This window comes from Streptomyces sp. NBC_00210, assembly GCF_045160975.1.
In the GTDB taxonomy this organism is placed as follows: domain Bacteria; phylum Actinomycetota; class Actinomycetes; order Streptomycetales; family Streptomycetaceae; genus Streptomyces.
The window spans coordinates 3,876,824-3,894,322 of record NZ_CP108120.1 but is presented as its reverse complement, the minus strand read 5'-3'; the positions used below and the strand labels follow the sequence as shown (position 1 = coordinate 3,894,322).

Sequence of the window (17,499 nt, the reverse complement as noted above, 5' to 3'; positions counted from 1 at the left end):
ATGACGAGCATCGGTGGTGCCGAGATGGTCGACTGGAACCTTGCCGTGGCAACCGCGACCCGCTTCGTGCGGCCCGGACCCGAGGTGACCCGGGACGAGGCGCGTGCCGTCGTCGCCGAGCTGCGGCAGCATGCCAAGTCCTCCGAGGAACATGTGCGGGGCTACACCCGGATGATCCCCGAGGGCCACGACCCCCAGGACACCCCCGTCCTCGTCGTGGACCGGGCCGGCTGGGTCAGGGCGAATGTCGCGGGCTTCCGCGAGCTGCTCAAACCGTTGCTGGACAAGATGCAGGAACGCCGCGCGTCCAGCCCCGGCGGCGCCGTGCTCGGCGCGGTCGGCGGCAAGGTGACCGGCGTCGAGCTGGGCATGCTGCTGTCGTTCCTGGCCTCGCGGGTCCTCGGGCAGTACGAGACCTTCGCCCCCGCCACCCGCGAGCTGCCCGCGGGCGAGAGCGGCGGCGGTCGGCTGCTGCTCGTCGCCCCGAACATCGTCCATGTGGAGCGCGAACTCGAGGTCGACCCGCACGACTTCAGGTTGTGGGTCTGTCTCCACGAGGAGACGCACCGCACCCAGTTCACGGGTGTGCCGTGGCTGCGGGACCATCTCGAGGGCGAGATCCAGTCATTTCTCGGCGAGACCGAGGTCGACCCGATGACCGTTCTGGAGCGGTTCCGGGAGGCCGCCCAGTCGCTCGCGGGAGCCCGTCCCGAGGGCGAGCAGGACGAGGGCGGCCGCTCCATCGTCGAGCTGGTGCAGACCCCTGCGCAGCGGGAGATCCTGAGTCGGCTGACCGCCGTGATGTCGCTCCTGGAGGGTCACGCGGACTATGTGATGGACGGCGTCGGACCCGATGTCGTGCCGTCGGTGGCCGAGATCCGGGAGAAGTTTCAGCAGCGCAGGGCACGAGGGGCGAGCCGTCTCGACCAGGCGCTGCGCAAGCTCCTCGGGCTCGATGCCAAGTTGCGTCAGTACCGCGACGGCGAGCGTTTTGTGCGCTCCGTGGTCGAGGAGGTCGGTATGGAGGGATTCAACCGGGTGTGGACGTCTCCGAACACCCTGCCCACCAAGGCGGAGATCGCCAAACCTGAGGACTGGGTCGCGAGGGTGCATCGCAAAGCGGACTCGTGAGCGGGCGGCGGCCGCAGGTTGTAGCGCGCTCTGTGGGGTTCGAGGGTGCACTCCTGGAGCCGCAGCATCACCCATCCGAGGGACCGTAGCCCATGGGTAGGCGTGCAATGCTCGGGGAACGGCCCGGTTCTGTCACCATCGACGCACTCTGAGTGACTGATTCCGACTTCGACCGAGGCACCCCCCAACTTTTCACGAAGGGCACCGGACATGGGTCCCCATCCTGCGGTCGCGGCGATACGCCTGGCGGTCCGCCGCGTACTCCACGACGTACTCACCGAACACTCCGAACGTGTCGCGCGGTCCGTGAGCCACGCGGCCTCCGCGCGCTCCTCCGCGGGTCGCGCGGCCTTTGCGACCTCATCGGTTCACTCCCCGCTGGACTCCGCCTCGCTGAACTCCGCCTCCGACTGCGAGCGTCCGCTCGTACTGGTGGCGTGCTCAGGCGGCGCCGACTCCATGGCCCTCGCCTCCGCCCTCGCCTTCGAGGCCCCCAAGCTCGCCGTCCTGGCCGGCGGCATCACCGTCGACCACGGCCTCCAGGACGGCTCCGACCTCCGCGCCGCCGAGGTCGCCGCCCGGCTCACCGCGATGCGGCTCGACCCCGTCGAAACCATCGCCGTACGGGTCGGCCGCGGCGGCGGGCCCGAGGCCGCGGCCCGTGACGCCCGCTACGCCGCCCTCGACGACGCCGCAGAGCGCTACGGCGCCGCCGCCGTCCTGCTCGGCCACACCCGTGACGACCAAGCTGAAACCGTCCTGCTGGGCCTCGCCCGCGGCTCGGGCACCCGCTCGCTCTCCGGAATGGCCGCCGTCTCGGGGGCGGCCGGCCGTTACCGCCGCCCCTTCCTCCAGCTCGACCGGCAGACCGCCCGCAAGGCCTGCATGGCCCAGTCGCTGCCCGTCTGGGACGACCCGCACAACGCCGACCCGGCCTACACCCGCTCCCGGCTGCGCCACGAGGGGCTGCCCGCCCTGGAGAAGGCGCTCGGCAAGGGCGTCGTCGAGGCCCTGGCCCGTACCGCACAGCTCTCCCGCGACGATGCCGATGCCCTGGACACCTGGGCCGCCGACGCGGACGCGACCGTACGGGACGAGGCTGGCCGGCTGGACTGCGCGAAGCTGTACGGGCTGCCGCCCGCCGTACGCCGCCGGGTGCTGCGCCGGGCCCTCATCGAGGCCGGTGCGCCCGCCGGTTCGCTCTTCGCCCGGCACGTCGAGGAAGTGGACCGGCTGATCACCGGCTGGCGCGGTCAGGGAGCCATCAATCTGCCGGGTCGCGTCGAGGCGCGACGGCAGGGTGGCAGACTGGTGATTCGGCAAGGCTGACGCAGCCACTGCCGAGCCCCTCCGGATCCCGGGCAACAGGCTGTGTCTGCCCGGGGGTCGTCCGGGGGACAAACCCCTGACGGCCCCAGGACCCCCCGGCAACAGAAAGCGACCGCGTGAACGAGCAGGACATGGGCACCGACCTTCAGTCGGTGCTCATCACCAAGGAAGAGATCGACGCGAAGCTGGCCGATCTGGCCGCGAAGATCGATGCGGAGTACGCGGGCAAGGACCTTCTGCTTGTCGGTGTCCTCAAGGGCGCCGTGATGGTCATGGCGGATCTGGCACGTGCGCTGTCCACCCCCGTCACCATGGACTGGATGGCGGTGTCGTCGTACGGCGCGGGCACCCAGTCCTCCGGCGTGGTCCGGATCCTCAAGGACCTGGACACCGACATCAAGGGCAAGCACGTCCTGATCGTCGAGGACATCATCGACTCCGGCCTCACGCTCTCCTGGCTGCTGTCGAACCTCGGCTCGCGCGAGCCGGCCTCGCTCGAGGTCTGCACCCTGCTGCGTAAGCCGGATGCCGCGAAGGTCGCGATCGATGTGAAGTGGATCGGCTTCGACATTCCCAATGAGTTTGTCGTTGGGTATGGCCTGGATTACGCCGAGAAGTACCGCAATATGCCGTTCGTCGGCACGCTCGCACCGCACGTTTACGGCGGCTGAGACCCCGCACGGAGACGGGAACCCTGGCCCCACTCCCGCCGTTGGAGCAAGGGAAGGCGGTCGCGGGTGACAATGCTGGGGTACCGTCCGAAGAACAGTCTTTTCTCACAGCAGCATTTACCTACGGGCAGGAGGGACGGGGCGATTTCGCTCCGTATGGATGGACGTGAAGCGATACTTCCGTGGGCCGGTCATGTGGATCGTGCTGGCCGTCCTCGCCGTGGTCGTGTTGATGCAGGTCGTCGGCTCGTCCGGCGGCTACAAGACGGTGGACACCGGCGAGGTCGTCCAGGCGATCGACAAGAACCAGGTCGACCAGGTCAAGCTGACCACCGGCGACGAACAGATCATCAAGGTTGATCTGAAGGACGGCCAGAAGGTCAAGGGCAGCGACAAGATCCAGGCGAGCTACATCGGTTCCCAGGGCGCCTCCCTGGCCGACAAGCTGCAGACGAAGTACGAGGCCGGCGACATCGAGAAGGGTTACACCGTCTCGCCGTCGAAGCAGAGCCCGTTCGTTTCGGTGCTGCTCTCGCTGCTGCCCTTCGTCCTTATCGTCGTGGTCTTCCTCTTCCTGATGAATCAGATGCAGGGCGGCGGCTCCCGAGTCATGAACTTCGGGAAGTCCAAGGCCAAGCTGATCACCAAGGACACTCCGAAGACGACCTTCGCCGATGTGGCGGGGGCCGACGAGGCGGTCGAGGAGCTCCACGAGATCAAGGAGTTCCTGCAGGAGCCGGCCAAGTTCCAGGCGGTCGGCGCCAAGATCCCGAAGGGTGTGCTGCTGTACGGCCCGCCCGGTACGGGCAAGACGCTGCTCGCACGCGCCGTCGCGGGCGAGGCGGGCGTCCCGTTCTACTCGATCTCCGGCTCCGACTTCGTCGAGATGTTCGTCGGTGTCGGTGCCTCCCGAGTCCGTGACCTCTTCGAGCAGGCCAAGGCGAACGCCCCGGCGATCGTCTTCGTCGACGAGATCGACGCCGTCGGCCGGCACCGTGGTGCTGGTCTGGGCGGCGGCCACGACGAGCGCGAGCAGACGCTGAACCAGCTGCTCGTCGAGATGGACGGCTTCGACGTGAAGGGCGGCGTCATCCTGATCGCCGCCACCAACCGGCCGGACATCCTCGACCCCGCGCTGCTGCGTCCGGGCCGCTTCGACCGGCAGATCGCCGTCGACCGTCCCGACATGCAGGGCCGTCTGGAGATCCTCAAGGTCCACCAGAAGGGCAAGCCGGTCGCCCCGGACGTCGATCTGGGCGCAGTTGCCCGGCGTACGCCCGGCTTCACCGGCGCGGACCTGTCGAACGTGCTGAACGAAGCGGCGCTCCTTACGGCGCGCAGCGACAAGAAGCTGGTCGACAACCACGCCCTGGACGAGGCGATCGACCGTGTGGTCGCGGGCCCGCAGAAGCGGACCCGGATCATGTCGGACAAGGAAAAGAAGATCACCGCGTACCACGAGGGCGGTCACGCCCTGGTCGCGGCGGCTTCGCCGAACTCCGACCCGGTCCACAAGATCACGATCCTGTCCCGCGGCCGGGCGCTCGGCTACACCATGGTCCTGCCGGACGAGGACAAGTACTCCACGACGCGTAACGAAATGCTCGACCAGCTGGCATACATGCTGGGCGGGCGCGCGGCCGAGGAGCTCGTCTTCCACGACCCGACCACCGGTGCGGCCAACGACATCGAGAAGGCCACGGCCACGGCCCGCGCGATGGTCACGCAGTACGGCATGACCGAGCGTCTTGGCGCGATCAAGTTCGGTGGCGACAACACCGAGCCGTTCCTCGGACGTGAGATGGGTCACCAGCGCGACTACTCGGAAGAGGTCGCGGCGCTGGTCGACGAAGAGGTCAAGAAGCTCATCGAGACCGCGCACAACGAGGCCTGGGAGATCCTCGTCGAGAACCGCGACGTTCTCGACAACCTGGTCCTCCAGCTCCTGGAGAAGGAGACCCTCGGCAAGGAGCAGATCGCCGAGATCTTCGCCCCGATCGTGCGGCGCCCGGCCCGCCCGGCGTGGACCGGTTCCTCACGGCGTACGCCCTCGACGCGGCCGCCGGTGCTCTCGCCCAAGGAGCTGGCGCTGACGAACGGCGCCGTCGGTTCCAACGGCGCCGCCCCGACGGACGCCGCTCCGGCGATCGAGGCGGTCCCGGAGGAGCGCCCGGAGAGCTGACACATCCGGCGCTGCGGTCACGCAGGGCCCGGAATGAATGCCGCGTCCCCCAGGTTCTAGCCTGGGGGACGCGGCATTCTCGTATGTCCGCATGCCGGAGCACGAAGGAACGAGGCACAAATGACCGACCCGGTGACGCTGGACGGCGAGGGCACGATCGGCGAGTTCGACGAGAAGCGGGCCGAGAACGCTGTTCGTGAGCTCCTCATCGCGGTCGGGGAGGACCCGGACCGGGAGGGCCTGCGGGAGACGCCGGGCCGGGTGGCCCGCGCGTACAAGGAGATATTCGCGGGGCTGTGGCAGAAGCCGGAGGAAGTCCTGACGACGACGTTCGACCTCGGCCACGACGAGATGGTCCTGGTGAAGGACATCGAGGTCATGAGCTCCTGTGAACACCACCTCGTGCCGTTCCACGGCGTGGCGCACGTCGGCTACATCCCGTCGTCCGACGGGAAGATCACCGGCCTGTCGAAGCTGGCCCGCCTCGTCGATGTCTACGCGCGGCGGCCGCAGGTGCAGGAGCGGCTGACGACGCAGATCGCGGACTCCCTGATGGAGATACTGGAGCCGCGCGGTGTGATTGTGGTCGTGGAGTGCGAGCACATGTGCATGACGATGCGTGGGGTGCGGAAGCCGGGCGCGAAGACGATCACCTCGGCGGTGCGGGGGCAGCTGCGGCACCCTGCGACGCGCAATGAGGCAATGAGCCTGATCATGGCGCGCTGACCCGGGTGCGTTGGCCTGCCGCGTTGACCCCGTGCGTTGACCTGGTGCGTTGACCTGATCATGGCGCGCTGGCGGTCGCGTTCGCGCAACTCCCATGTGGTGGCCGGCCCGCGGGCTGTTGCGCAGGCCGAGCCGGCACAGCCCTCGGCGTGCTACGCCCGCGTCGCGTTCTCGTCGTCGTCCTCGGGGAGCTTGCAGACGCGCTCCAGGAAGAACGCGGCCGCGATCACCCCGATCCCCGCCAGCACCGAGAAGCCCGCGTAGATCGCCTGGTCCCGGCGGGGCGGGATGTCCAGGGAGCCCAGCAGGAACACTCCCGTACCGCCGTACATGCCCGACACGATCGCCGCCACCAGCGCGCTCGCCTGGCCGAAGACCACCGCTCGCGCCGCCATCAGCGGCTCCACGCCCTTCGCGCCCGGGCGCCTTTCGCGCTGGGCCCGCAGCCGGGCGCGCAGCGACAGCGCGGTCGAGGTGAGGACGACCGCGATGACCGCCAGCACGATCGGCGCGGCCAGCGGCACGCTCGGCAGCGTGCCGATCGACTCCCACAGGCGGGCGGCGCCCCAGGACAGCACCCCGGCCGCGGCGAAGAGACCGGCCAGTACACCGAGCCGTAGTTGCTTCACCGAGGGGGCCGCCCTTCACTTGTTGCCGCTTGCCGCACGAAGCCGTAGAGGCTCCGCAGAGCCTAACGACTACTCCGGCAGACGGAGTTCCAGGTCGGCGCGGGGAAACACGCCGTCCTGGCCGACGCCGTGCAGCAGCTGCGCGACCGGTCCGCAGCCCGGCAGCTGGGCCTCCGGCTCCACGTCGTGCCACGGCGCGAGCACGAACGCGCGCTGGTGGGCCCGCGGGTGGGGCAGCGTGAGTGCGGGGTCGTCGGAGATCACATCCGCGTACGCCACGATGTCGACGTCGATCGTCCGCGGCCCCCAGCGCTCCTCCCGGACCCGGTCGAAGGCCTCCTCGATGGCCTGGCCGCGCTCCAGCAGGGACGACGGCGGAAGCGTGGTCTTGATCACGACGACCGCGTTGAAGTACGACGGCTGGCTGCCGGGTTCGACGCCCCACGGCTCCGTCTCGTACACCGGAGAGACCGCCTTGACCCGCAGGCCCGGCGTGTCCTCCAGCGCGTCGATGGCGCCCTGGAGGGTCTCCAGGCGGTTGCCCAGGTTGGAGCCGAGGGAGATCACGGCCCGTTTCGGATTGGACAGGGTGACGTCCGCAGCGTCCACCTGCTCCACCACGGAGGCGGGCACGGGCTGCACGGTGGGGTCGCTCATGCTCGGCTCCGGGTGATCGTGATGGTCACGTCGTCGAACGGGACGGTGATCGGGGCGTCGGGCTTGTGCACGACCACCTCGACCTCCTGGACGCCCTCGTGCTTGAGGCACTGCTGGGCGATGCGCTCCGCGAGGGTCTCGATCAGGTCGACCGGCTCGCCCTGGACGACGTCGACGACCTCCTCCGCCACCACGCCGTAGTGCACGGTCTTCGCCAGGTCGTCGTCGGCCGCCGCGGGGCGGGTGTCGATGCCGAGCACCAGGTCCACGATGAAGGTCTGGCCCTCCTCGCGTTCCTTCGGGAAGACGCCGTGGTGCCCGCGGGCCTTGAGGCCGCGCAGCGCGACACGATCCACGCGAATCACTCCTGCTGTCGTTGGTCTTGCGGGCACGTGGCTGCGTGCGGGCGGCCTGTGTCCATATTCGAATCTACCTGCGGGCACTGACAGTGCTTGCCCATGGGGGCTCGGGCGGGAGTTGGGCGCGCGGGCTCCGAGAGGCTGGTAGCCGCCCCTACCCGGGTGCCCGGATTCCAATCCCCGACGGGCCGGTTACCCCCTTATGAGGAGGTTTCGTCGTCCTCTTCGGCGTCGCTTTCCGCCAGCACGGGTGAACCGTGGTGTGACCAGATCTTCCAACCGTCCGATGTGCGACGAAACACATTGGTGGCCACGACGAGCTGTCCGACGAGCGGGCCGAGCTCCCCGGCCTCCTCGGCGGGGCCGCCGCTGAGGATGTTCTCCGTACAGGAGACGAGGGCGGTGTCGCCGTGCAGGCTGACCTTCACGTCGGTGAGGAAGAACTGGATGTAGTCCGTGTTCGCCATGATCAGGGCGTACGAGCGGAGCACTTCGCCGCGGCCGGAGAGGACGGGCCAGCCGGGGTGGATGCACGAGATGTCCTCGTCCAGCCAGAGGCTGGAGAGCTTCTCGAAGTCACCGCGCTCCATGGTCTCGTAGAACGTGGTGTTGGCCTCCTCGACCAGTTCTACGTCGGTACGGCTCACCGGGCGCCCTCGACGGCGCGGGCAACGCGTACCGCGTCGGCCGTGGCGCGTACTTCGTGGACGCGGACGGCCCATGCGCCCTCGTGCGCCGCGATGGCGGAGACCGCGGCGGTGGCGGCGTCCCGCTCTCTCGCGGGCGGCGGGGCGCCCTCCTTCGCCAGCACGTGGCCGAGGAAACGCTTGCGGGAGGCGGCGACGAGCAGCGGGCGGCCGAGTGCGTGGAGTTCGGCGAGGTGGGCGACGAGGGCGAGGTCGTGCTCGGCCTGCTTGGCGAAGCCGAGGCCGGGGTCGATGACGATGCGCTCGGGGGCGATGCCGCCGGAGACGACGGCGTCCATGCGGGTGCGGAGCTCGGCGACGACTTCGGCGACGACGTCGGTGTAGACGGCGCGGGAGTTCATGTCCCGGCTGAAGCCGCGCCAGTGCATGACGACGAAGGGGACGCCGGCGGCGGCGACGGCGGGGACCATGCGGGGGTCGGCGAGGCCGCCGCTCACGTCGTTGACCAGCACGGCGCCGGCCGCGACTGCTTTCTCGGCGACGGAGGCGCGCATGGTGTCGACAGAGACGGTGACGCCCTCGGCGGCGAGGCCGCGGACGACGGGGACGACGCGGCGCAGCTCTTCGTCCTCGTCGACACGGGTGGCGCCGGGGCGGGTGGACTCGCCGCCGACGTCGACGAGGTCGGCGCCCTCGGCGACGAGCTCGAGGCCGCGCTTGACGGCGGCGGTGGTGTCGAACCAGCGACCGCCGTCGGAGAAGGAATCGGGCGTCACATTGACGACCCCCATGACCGCACAGCGATCCCACTCCGGCAGCCCGCTGGCAGTGCCCCGTGCGCGCAACGTACTCATGTCCCCAGCCTAGGCCCGCGCCCGGGTCCCTCATCGCCGGGTGCGCTGTCCCCACCCCACCCGCCAGTGATTGCGGGGGTGCGGGGCACCCCACGGAACCCGTTCGGCCCGGGGACGCGGTTGTTCCGCGTCCCCGGGCCGAACGGGCCGAGCGCTGCCGAGGGCGGCGGGCCCGGCAGGGCTGGCTCCCGCGGAGGGCGGGTGGCTCCGTGACGCCGACGGGCCGGGGCGGCCCAGCGGCTCACGCGTACGGTCTACGCCGCGCGGACTTCCCTTTCCGCCTGCGCGATGTGCGCGCACGGGCGGGGCTGGCGGGCCGGGCGGCGGCGCGGGAAGAGGCGGGGCAGGGCCACGTTGACGAAGCCCTCCGCCTGCATCGCGGCGAAGCCGATGCGCGGCAGGTCCCGCGTGCTGCGGAAGACCACGAAGCGTGGCTCCCACCGCGGCTGGAACTTCGCGTTGAACTTGTACAGCGACTCGATCTGGAACCAGCGCGAGAGGAAGACGAGCAGACCGCGCCACATGCGCAGCACCGGCCCGGCCCCGATCTTCTCGCCGCGCGCCAGCGCCGAGCGGAACATCGCGAAGTTCAGCGAGACCCGCTCGATCTTCAGCGCGGGAGACGCCTGCAGCGCGGCCACGATCAGCAGTTCGTTCATGCCGGGGTCTGCCGAGCGGTCGCGGCGCATCAGTTCCAGGGACATCCCGTCCGTACCCCACGGGACGAAGTGGATGATCGCCTTCACGTCGCCGTACGGAGAGGCAGTGCCTTCGTCGTCCTGCTTGTGCGCCGTGGCTATCACCGCGTCGCCGTCCGCCGGGTCGCCGATCCGGCCGAGCGCCATCGAGAAGCCCCGCTCGGTGTCGGTGCCGCGCCAGTCAGCCGCTGCCCGGCGGATCTGCTCCAGCTCCTCGTCCGAGAGGTCACGAGCGCGCCGCACGCGGGTTTCGTATCCATTGCGCTCGATGCGCTTCACCATCTGGCGTACGTTTCGCATCGCGCGCCCGGTGAGGGAGAAATCCGCGACATCCACCACCGCCTCGTCACCGAGCTCCAGCGCGTCCAGACCGGTCTCCCGGGTCCAGACCTCGCCGCCGGTCTCCGAGCAGCCCATCACCGCCGGGGTCCAGGAGTGTGCCTTCGCCTCGTCCATGAAGCGCTCGATCGCGCCCGGCCAGGCCTCGACGTCGCCGATCGGGTCGCCGCTGGCGAGCATCACGCCGGAGACCACGCGGTAGGTGACGGCGGCCTTGCCGCTGGGGGAGAAGACGACGGCCTTGTCGCGGCGGAGCGCGAAGTGGCCCAGTGAGTCGCGGCCGCCGTGCCTGGCCAGCAGGTCGCGCAGCCGCTGCTCGTCGTCCTCGGTCAGCCGCGCTGCCGGGTGCTCCGGGCGGAAGGCGAGGTAGATGGTGGTGACGGCGGTCAGCAGGCCGAGCGCGCCGAGGGAGTAACCGACGGTCCAGGACACCCCGTCGAAGTAGTCGACGGGACCCTCGAAGCCGAAGAGCCCGTACAGGACATGCTCCAGGCGGTCCGTCAGGCTCGGGCTGCCGACCTCCTTGCCGGGGTGCGCGCTGACGATGACCAGGCCGAGCCCGAGGGAACCGGCGCCCATGAGGACGAAGTTGGCGAGCGCCTTCCAGCGGCTGCGCGGGTCCGGCAGCGCCGCGAACTCACTGCGGTGGCGCAGCAGCAGCGTCAGCAGCACCAGCGAGAGCAGTACGCCGATGATCGAGTGCCGGTAGACGAACTGCCCGGCCGCCCCGACGGGCAGCAGAATCACCGCGGCCCGCCAGGCCCGGCGCTTGTGGCGCTTGAGCCCGTGGGCGAGCAGCAGAAGCAGTACGCCGACGCTCAGCGAAAGCGCCGCGGCGAAGGGGCCGGTGGCTCCGGGGAGCACCTCGGCCAGGGAGTGCATGCGGCTGTGCCGGAACCGGGGAAAGACCCCGGCGGCAATGTCGATCAGGCCGACGAGTGTGCAGGCCGTTCCGACCAGCGAAGGAACTGACTCCGGCCGGGGGCCGCGCAGCACGCGACGCACCCAATCCGGAACCAATCCTGACTTGTCCCCATCTACCGTTGCAGACATCGCTTCCCGTGACTTCGCGAGAGATCCAGTGTCCGTGGGCCGCAGGTTGGGCTTCGGACGATTAGCGCTCTCTAGGACGGGACTTTCGGGAGGCGGGTTCACTCATTCACAGGAAATTCTCAAGGAAGAAAGCTCACGCGACTCATGGGTCTGACCAGTAACAAAGTTCTGGCCTTGGCCGCCCTCGTGGCTGTGCTGCTGTTCGCCGCCACGGTCTGGCTCTGGCCACGGCTCGCCCGCCGCGGCTGGCGAGCCGTGACCGGCAGGATCGGCCTGCTGCTGGCTACCCAGCTCGCGCTGTTCGCCGCGGTCGGACTCGCGGCCAACAACTCCTTCCTCTTTTACGGGTCTTGGTCCGACCTGTTCGGTCAGGAACAGGAGATGGGCGTGGTGGTGGACCACTCGGCCGGTGCGAAGCGGATCAAGATCGTCGAGAAGAAGAGGCTCGATGTGCCGGGCGGCGCACGGCCCGCGGCGGGCGGACAGATACAGAAGATCGTCATCGCGGGCGAGAAATCGAAGATCGACAGCCCGGCTTATGTCTATCTGCCGCCGGAATATTTCCAGCCGAAATTCGCGAAAAGAACTTTTCCGACGACTGTCGTGCTGACCGGGTATCCGGGGACCGCGGAGAACCTGCTCAAAGGGCTCAAGTACCCGAGGACGGCCTACCAGCAGGCCAAGGACGGCACCATGCAGCCGATGATCCTGGTGATGCTGCGGCCGACCGTCGCGCCGCCGCGGGACACCGAGTGCGTCGATGTGCCGGGCGGGCCGCAGACCGAGACCTTCTTCGCCAAGGACCTGCCGAAGGCGGTTTCCGAGACGTACCGGGTCGGGACCAAGCCGCAGAGCTGGGGTTTCATAGGGAATTCGACCGGCGGCTACTGCGCACTGAAGATCGCGCTGCACCACCCGGAGCAGTTCGCCGCGTCCGCGGGACTCTCCGCCTACTACAAGGCTGCCGACGACCCGACGACCGGTGATCTCTTCCACGGCAACAAGAAGGAGAAGAACCGGTCCAATCTGCTGTGGAGCCTGGACCATCTGCCGCAGGGCAAGTCGTCGTTCCTGGTGACCAGCTCCACGTCGGGCGAGGCGAACCTCAAGAACACCCTGAAGTTCATCGACAAGGTGAAGGCCCCCGCGCGCGTTTCGTCCATCATGCTCGACAGCGGCGGGCACAACTTCAACACCTGGCGGCGCGAAATTCCGCCCGCCCTAGTGTGGATGAGCGGCAGGCTCAGCGCTTCGTGACGGACGTCTTCGTGTCTGCCGCCTCCGTGGCAGGCATGTCCTTCACGGACGTGTCCGTCACGGGCGCTACGGACGCTACGGACGTCAAGGGCGCGACCGTCTCGATCGACTCCAGCTCGACTGCGGTACGCGGAATGTCCTGCGCGTCCGCGTCGATCGAGCGGCGCAGCGCCTCGTGCAGCCGGGCCGGGGTGAGAACCCCGAGGAAGCGCCCGGTCTCCTCCTTGTCGATGACCGCGATCCATCCCGCGTCGTGCTGCAGCATCGTGGAGAAGGCCTGCTTCAGGGAGGCGCCGACGGGCAGCCATGCCTCCATCCGGCGGGCGTGTTCGCGTACGGAGCCCTGCTGCCGCGCCTGTTCGGCAGAGATCCAGCCGTGCAGGTCGCCCGATTCGTCCAGGACGACGGCCCAGCGGGAGCCGAGCTCCTTCGGCAGCCGGTCGTCGAGCCGTACGACGGGCGGCTCGTCCAGATCGCTCTCCTCGATGGGGGTGACCGAGAGCCGCTTGAGACCGCGGTCCGCGCCGACGAAGTCGGCCACATACGCAGTGGCAGGGGTGCCGAGGACCGCCGCCGGGGCGTCGAACTGCTCGATCCGCCCCTGGCCGTAGACGGCGATGCGGTCGCCGAGGCGGACCGCCTCCTCGATGTCGTGAGTGACGAAGAGCACGGTCTTGCGCACCTGGGACTGGAGCTTGAGGAACTCGTTCTGCAGATGCTCGCGCACCACCGGGTCGACCGCGCCGAACGGCTCGTCCATCAGCAGCACGGGCGGGTCGGCCGCGAGCGCCCTGGCCACGCCGACGCGCTGGCGCTGGCCGCCGGAGAGCTGCTCGGGGTACCGCCCGCCGTACGTCCCCGGGTCCAGGCCCACCAGATCGAGGAGTTCGGCGGCCCGTTCACGGCCCTTGGAGCGGCTCCAGCCCAGGAGATGGGGGACGGTCGCGACGTTCTCCAGGACCGTTTTGTGCGGGAACAGGCCGACCTGCTGGATCACATAGCCGATACGGCGGCGCAGTTGGACGGGGTCGATGGCGGAAATGTCGGCCCCGTCGAGGAATATCCGGCCGCTGCTCGGCTCGATGAGGCGGTTGACCATCTTCATGGTCGTGGTCTTGCCGCAGCCGGAGGGTCCGACGAGCGTGACCAGTTCGCCCTCGGCGACCTCGAACGACAGGTCGTCGACCGCTGTCGTCCCGTCCGGGTACCGCTTGGTGACGTGCTCGAATCGGATCATGGTTCCCCATTGTGACGGGTGTTGTGTGAAAGCCATGTTGCTGCAATGTGGCGGCCCTCGGCGATTGTCAGTGGTCAGGGATAAGGTCGCCAGACATACGTTCGGCACTGCTGGGGAGGTGGGGGTGCATGAGTACGGACCAGGCTGCGCAGAGCTGTCTGGCGGCCAATGACTGGATCTGCGGGGAGTACCTGCGCACCCGCAGCCAGGAGTTGACCGACGCCACCGTCCAGCATGTCTGGATCACCGTGGTGTCCGTGCTGATCGGCCTTGCCGTGGCCTTTCCGCTGGCGCTGCTCGCCCGCGCAAAGCCGCGATTCGCCGGCCCGGTGCTCGGCCTGACGACCCTGCTCTACACGATTCCGTCGCTGGCGATGTTCTCGCTTCTGCTGCCGGTCTTCGGCCTTTCGGCCGCGCTGGTGGTGACGGGCCTGGTGCTCTATTCGCTCACCATTCTCGTACGGAACATCATGGCCGGTCTCGAGGCGGTGCCCGACGAGGCGCGGGAGGCCGCGCGCGGAATGGGGTACGGCTCGGGGCGGCTGCTCTGGGAGGTCGAACTGCCCCTTGCGCTGCCCGCGTTGATGGCGGGCCTGCGCATAGCCACCGTCTCGACGATCGCGCTCACCACGGTCGGCGCGCTCGTCGGCAAGGGCGGCCTCGGCAATCTCATCGACGACGGGGTGCAGACCACCTTCAAGGCACAGGTGCTCACCGCGTCCGTGCTCTGTGTGCTGCTGGCGGCCGTCGCCGATGTGCTGCTGCTCGGTCTGCAGCGGCTGCTGACGCCCTGGACCCGAATACGTACGGCGAAGCCTGCGGTGCTGTCGGCGGGGAACTCCGGGAACTCCGGGAACTCCGTGCGCAATTCAGCGGCGAAGGTGAAGGTGGCGGGCTGATGGGGGTAGTGGCCGACGCGTGGACATGGCTGACCACCGGCTCCAACTGGTCGGGGGAGAGCGGCGCCTGGCACCGCCTCGGCGAGCATGTGTACGTCAGCGGGATCGCACTCGTGCTGGCCTGTGCCATCGCCCTGCCGATCGCGCTGTGGCTGGGGCATCTCGGCAAGGGCGGTGCGCTCGCGATCAATATCTCCAACGCCGGGCGGGCGATCCCCGTCTTCGCGGTCCTCGCCCTCTTCATGCTCACGTCGCTGCGCAACGCCGGCTATCTGCCGACGATCATCGCGCTGGTGCTGTTCGCGGTGCCGCCGCTGCTGACCAACGCATACGTGGGTATGCGCGAGGTGGACCGGGCGGTGGTGGAGGCCGCACGGGGGATGGGGATGTCGGGCGGCCAGCTCTTCCTCCGGGTCGAACTGCCCCTCGCCTACCCGCTGCTCATGACCGGGCTGCGGTCGGCCGCCGTCCAGGTGGTGGCCACGGCCACGATCGCCTCGATGGTCGGCCAGGGAGGCCTCGGCCGGATCATCACCGCGGGATTCAACACGTACAACACCCCGCAGGTGGTGGCGGGCGCGCTCCTCGCGGCGCTGCTTGCGCTGCTGGTGGAAGGGGTGCTGGTGGCGGCCGACCGGCTGCTGAGCCCCCTGCGTAAGACCGTGTGACAACACTTGGACGGAGAACCTGATGAGCAAGACCTCGCGCATCGCGGGAGCGGTACTCGGTGTGGTGGCCCTGACGGGTTCTCTCGCCGCATGCGGCGGTGACAGCCTGGAGAAGGAGAAGGGCGGCTCGGCCCCGGGCGGCGGCTCGGGCAAGAAGGGCACGCTCGTGGTCGGCGCCGCGTCCTTCACCGAGTCCAAGGTGCTCGCCGAGCTGTACGCACAGCTCCTCAAGGAAGCCGGATACACGACATCGGTCACCACGGTGAAGAACCGTGAGCTGTACGAACCCTCCCTGGAGAAGGGTGAGATCGATGTCGTACCTGAATATGCCGCGACGATCGCCGAATTCCTCAACGCGAAGGCGAACGGGCCCAAGGCGCCCGACGAGAAGCCGGTCGCGTCCGGCGATGTCACCGCCACCGTGGCGGCGCTCACCAAGCTCGCCGAACCGCGCGGGCTGAAGGTGCTGTCCGCCGGTGCGGCCGTCGACCAGAACGCCTTCGCGGTCAGCAAGGAATTCGCCGAGAAGAACAAGCTGAAGACTCTCTCCGATCTTGGGAAGTCGAAGCTGAAGGTGAAGATCGCGGCGGGCGACGAGTGCGAGGTGCGGCCGTTCTGCGCGCCCGGTCTGAAGAAGACGTACGGCATTGATGTCGCGGGCATCGATCCCAAGGGCGTCGGTACCCCGCAGTCCAAGCAGGCCGTCAAGGACGGCACCGACCAGCTGGTGCTGACCACGACCACCGACGCCGTGCTGGACGGCCTTGTCTTCCTCGAGGACGACAAGAAGCTCCAGAACGCCGACAACGTGCTGCCGGTGGTCAATGCGAAGGACGCGGGTTCCAAGGAGATAGCCGATGTCCTCGACAAGCTCACCAAGGTGCTGACCACCGAGGATCTTGCCGACTTGAACCGCAAGGTGGACGCCGAGCGCGCGAAGCCCGAGGACGTGGCGAAGGCATATCTCGAGTCGAAGGGCCTGCTCAAGAAGTAGTGAGGGGCCGCTTCGGAAGAGGCGGGCGCCCGCTTGGAGAAGTGGCGGGCGCCTGCCTCGGAAGTGGCCTCGGTATGGCCCGGCGTGCTTGAACGAGAGATTTGCCGGTCCGAGACCCCATTCGGCGTCTACGCACGGTAAATTTCAGGCCATGCCACGTGGACGCCACCGCCATTCCCCACCCCTTCACAGGCTGCTGCCGCCTTCGGCGGTCGCCGGAGCGTCGGTTCTTTGTGCTGCCGGCGCGTGGTTTCTGGCGGAGCCAGTTGTGCTCCGTTCGCTGGTCACCGCCGCTACGGCCGCGGCCGTTACCGGCGCCGTCATGATGCGCAGTTGGGACCGGGCCGCCGGGCGCCGGGTTGCGGAGCTGACCCGCGGCCGCGCGAGCGACGCCTGGAAGACCGAGGAGCGCATAGCCGAGCTGGAGACGGACATCGAGGAGTCGCGCGAGCTGCGCGCCAAGCTCGATGCGAAGTTGCGCGCAAAACGGGTCGAACTGGCCGCGCTGCGCGGCGAGCACGCCGCGCTGCTGCGCCGGTACGCAACCGCCGAGACCGAGCGGGCAGGCGTGCTCGAGGACCGCCGCCAACTCGCGCTGGAGGCGTCGTCCCCGGTCAAGGCGCTGCCCCCGGCCGGGACCACGCCCAGCCCGGCGACCTTCCTGCGCGCCAACAAGGCCCTGGACGAGCTGTCGCGCAACGCCGCCGAGCAGGAGGGCAAGCGCACCGTTCAGGAGGCCCGCGCGCGCGATCTTGCGGAGCGGGCCCGTGAGGCGGACGAGCCGCAGGGGAAGCACGCGGCGGTCGCCGGGGGAGAGCAGCACACCCGCCCGTCGTCCGCCGTCCCCGCCAGACGTCCCGTCCCGGCAGCGGCTGCGATCGTTCCGTACGGACCCCAGCGCCGCCCGGCCAAGCGCCCCGAGGGCGGCTTCGACTTCTTCGGCACCACTGCCGCTGCCGCGGCGGCGGGCGCGGGGGCGCAGAAGGCGATAGAGGCCGCGCACAACGAGGACCTCGCCGATGTGGTGGGCGAGGAGGCGCTGGCCGAGCAGGAGTCGGGGGATGCCGGCCCGGTCGGCAAGGTCATCGATCTGACCGCGCACGACGAAACGGAACACCTCGACGTGGTCGCCCTGCGCGACGCGGTCAGCTGATCATCGGCCCGCTGAA

17 protein-coding genes are annotated in these 17,499 nt (G+C 69.1%); 10 read left to right on the top strand and 7 right to left on the bottom strand.

The window, feature by feature from the left end:
• The 5 genes from OG729_RS17665 (at position 1) to folE (ending at position 6,039) form a co-directional block, all read left to right on the top strand.
• Complete coding sequence (locus OG729_RS17665; RefSeq protein ID WP_405806996.1) at positions 1-1,131, top strand: zinc-dependent metalloprotease; 1,131 nt, start codon at positions 1-3, stop codon at positions 1,129-1,131.
• 210 nt (positions 1,132-1,341) lie between these two features.
• Positions 1,342-2,460 carry a tRNA lysidine(34) synthetase TilS gene (gene tilS / locus OG729_RS17660; protein WP_405806994.1) on the top strand — a complete coding sequence of 373 codons (1,119 nt, stop codon included), beginning with the start codon at positions 1,342-1,344 and terminating at the stop codon, positions 2,458-2,460.
• Positions 2,461-2,591: 131 nt separating this feature from the next.
• The gene (gene hpt / locus OG729_RS17655; protein ID WP_360871490.1) at positions 2,592-3,131 is read left to right on the top strand and encodes a hypoxanthine phosphoribosyltransferase; all 540 of its coding nucleotides are present in this window, start codon (positions 2,592-2,594) and stop codon (positions 3,129-3,131) included.
• 160 nt (positions 3,132-3,291) lie between these two features.
• Entirely contained in the window at positions 3,292-5,313 is a 2,022-nt protein-coding gene (ftsH, locus tag OG729_RS17650; RefSeq protein ID WP_360871293.1) for an ATP-dependent zinc metalloprotease FtsH, read from the top strand.
• A 120-nt stretch (positions 5,314-5,433) separates the two neighbouring features.
• Positions 5,434-6,039 carry a GTP cyclohydrolase I FolE gene (gene folE, locus OG729_RS17645; RefSeq protein ID WP_360871296.1) on the top strand — a complete coding sequence of 202 codons (606 nt, stop codon included), beginning with the start codon at positions 5,434-5,436 and terminating at the stop codon, positions 6,037-6,039.
• A 152-nt stretch (positions 6,040-6,191) separates the two neighbouring features.
• Here folE and OG729_RS17640 read toward each other — a convergent pair whose 3' ends face one another.
• The 6 genes from OG729_RS17640 to OG729_RS17615 all read right to left on the bottom strand — a co-directional run bounded on the left by OG729_RS17640 (position 6,192) and on the right by OG729_RS17615 (position 11,275).
• Positions 6,192-6,668, bottom strand: a complete 477-nt coding sequence (locus OG729_RS17640; protein ID WP_405806992.1) for a DUF3180 domain-containing protein — start codon at positions 6,666-6,668, stop codon at positions 6,192-6,194.
• 69 nt (positions 6,669-6,737) lie between these two features.
• Positions 6,738-7,325, bottom strand: coding sequence for a 2-amino-4-hydroxy-6-hydroxymethyldihydropteridine diphosphokinase (gene folK / locus OG729_RS17635; RefSeq protein ID WP_360871302.1), 588 nt, complete (start codon positions 7,323-7,325; stop codon positions 6,738-6,740).
• Entirely contained in the window at positions 7,322-7,681 is a 360-nt protein-coding gene (gene folB / locus OG729_RS17630) for a dihydroneopterin aldolase (RefSeq protein WP_360871304.1), read from the bottom strand. Before folB ends, folK begins: the two co-directional genes overlap by 4 nt.
• Before the next feature lie 203 nt (positions 7,682-7,884).
• On the bottom strand, positions 7,885-8,331 hold the full coding sequence (locus tag OG729_RS17625; RefSeq protein WP_360871307.1) for a nuclear transport factor 2 family protein: 447 nt from the start codon (positions 8,329-8,331) through the stop codon (positions 7,885-7,887).
• Positions 8,328-9,185 carry a dihydropteroate synthase gene (gene folP, locus OG729_RS17620; RefSeq protein WP_360871310.1) on the bottom strand — a complete coding sequence of 286 codons (858 nt, stop codon included), beginning with the start codon at positions 9,183-9,185 and terminating at the stop codon, positions 8,328-8,330. Before folP ends, OG729_RS17625 begins: the two co-directional genes overlap by 4 nt.
• A gap of 254 nt (positions 9,186-9,439) precedes the next feature.
• Positions 9,440-11,275, bottom strand: coding sequence for a phosphatidylglycerol lysyltransferase domain-containing protein (locus tag OG729_RS17615; RefSeq protein WP_360871312.1), 1,836 nt, complete (start codon positions 11,273-11,275; stop codon positions 9,440-9,442).
• A 144-nt stretch (positions 11,276-11,419) separates the two neighbouring features.
• On the opposite strand from OG729_RS17615, the gene OG729_RS17610 reads away from it, so the two are divergent.
• Positions 11,420-12,532 (top strand): alpha/beta hydrolase, encoded by a 1,113-nt coding sequence (locus tag OG729_RS17610; protein WP_405806989.1) that lies wholly within the window; start codon positions 11,420-11,422, stop codon positions 12,530-12,532.
• Here the strand turns inward: OG729_RS17610 and OG729_RS17605 are convergent.
• Positions 12,519-13,769, bottom strand: coding sequence for an ABC transporter ATP-binding protein (locus tag OG729_RS17605; protein ID WP_405806988.1), 1,251 nt, complete (start codon positions 13,767-13,769; stop codon positions 12,519-12,521). The genes OG729_RS17610 and OG729_RS17605 overlap by 14 nt on opposite strands.
• A 128-nt stretch (positions 13,770-13,897) precedes the next feature.
• Between OG729_RS17605 and OG729_RS17600 the strand changes: the two genes are divergently transcribed.
• The 4 genes from OG729_RS17600 to OG729_RS17585 all read left to right on the top strand — a co-directional run bounded on the left by OG729_RS17600 (position 13,898) and on the right by OG729_RS17585 (position 17,483).
• Positions 13,898-14,668 (top strand): ABC transporter permease, encoded by a 771-nt coding sequence (locus OG729_RS17600; RefSeq protein ID WP_405806987.1) that lies wholly within the window; start codon positions 13,898-13,900, stop codon positions 14,666-14,668.
• Positions 14,668-15,336, top strand: a complete 669-nt coding sequence (locus tag OG729_RS17595; protein ID WP_405806986.1) for an ABC transporter permease — start codon at positions 14,668-14,670, stop codon at positions 15,334-15,336. The genes OG729_RS17600 and OG729_RS17595 overlap by 1 nt, the downstream gene beginning before the upstream one ends.
• A 22-nt stretch (positions 15,337-15,358) precedes the next feature.
• A complete protein-coding gene (locus OG729_RS17590; protein ID WP_405806984.1) occupies positions 15,359-16,330 on the top strand; it encodes a glycine betaine ABC transporter substrate-binding protein in 972 nt (323 codons plus the stop codon).
• A gap of 151 nt (positions 16,331-16,481) precedes the next feature.
• Positions 16,482-17,483: a hypothetical protein gene (locus OG729_RS17585; protein ID WP_405806983.1), complete on the top strand. Its 1,002-nt coding sequence runs from the start codon at positions 16,482-16,484 to the stop codon at positions 17,481-17,483.
• Positions 17,484-17,499 lie beyond the last annotated feature (16 nt).

Bases quoted from the DNA above. Each gene is read 5' to 3' on its own strand.
- folP (WP_360871310.1), bottom strand. From the start codon at position 9,185: ATGAGTACGTTGCGCGCACGGGGCACTGCCAGCGGGCTGCCGGAGTGG.
- folE (WP_360871296.1), top strand. From the start codon at position 5,434: ATGACCGACCCGGTGACGCTGGACGGCGAGGGCACGATCGGCGAGTTC.
- OG729_RS17590 (WP_405806984.1), top strand. From the start codon at position 15,359: ATGAGCAAGACCTCGCGCATCGCGGGAGCGGTACTCGGTGTGGTGGCC.
- OG729_RS17585 (WP_405806983.1), top strand. From the start codon at position 16,482: ATGCCACGTGGACGCCACCGCCATTCCCCACCCCTTCACAGGCTGCTG.
- OG729_RS17665 (WP_405806996.1), top strand. From the start codon at position 1: ATGACGAGCATCGGTGGTGCCGAGATGGTCGACTGGAACCTTGCCGTG.
- hpt (WP_360871490.1), top strand. From the start codon at position 2,592: ATGGGCACCGACCTTCAGTCGGTGCTCATCACCAAGGAAGAGATCGAC.
- OG729_RS17600 (WP_405806987.1), top strand. From the start codon at position 13,898: ATGAGTACGGACCAGGCTGCGCAGAGCTGTCTGGCGGCCAATGACTGG.
- OG729_RS17595 (WP_405806986.1), top strand. From the start codon at position 14,668: ATGGGGGTAGTGGCCGACGCGTGGACATGGCTGACCACCGGCTCCAAC.
- OG729_RS17610 (WP_405806989.1), top strand. From the start codon at position 11,420: ATGGGTCTGACCAGTAACAAAGTTCTGGCCTTGGCCGCCCTCGTGGCT.
- folK (WP_360871302.1), bottom strand. From the start codon at position 7,325: ATGAGCGACCCCACCGTGCAGCCCGTGCCCGCCTCCGTGGTGGAGCAG.
- tilS (WP_405806994.1), top strand. From the start codon at position 1,342: ATGGGTCCCCATCCTGCGGTCGCGGCGATACGCCTGGCGGTCCGCCGC.
- OG729_RS17605 (WP_405806988.1), bottom strand. From the start codon at position 13,769: ATGATCCGATTCGAGCACGTCACCAAGCGGTACCCGGACGGGACGACA.
- OG729_RS17615 (WP_360871312.1), bottom strand. From the start codon at position 11,275: ATGTCTGCAACGGTAGATGGGGACAAGTCAGGATTGGTTCCGGATTGG.
- ftsH (WP_360871293.1), top strand. From the start codon at position 3,292: ATGGACGTGAAGCGATACTTCCGTGGGCCGGTCATGTGGATCGTGCTG.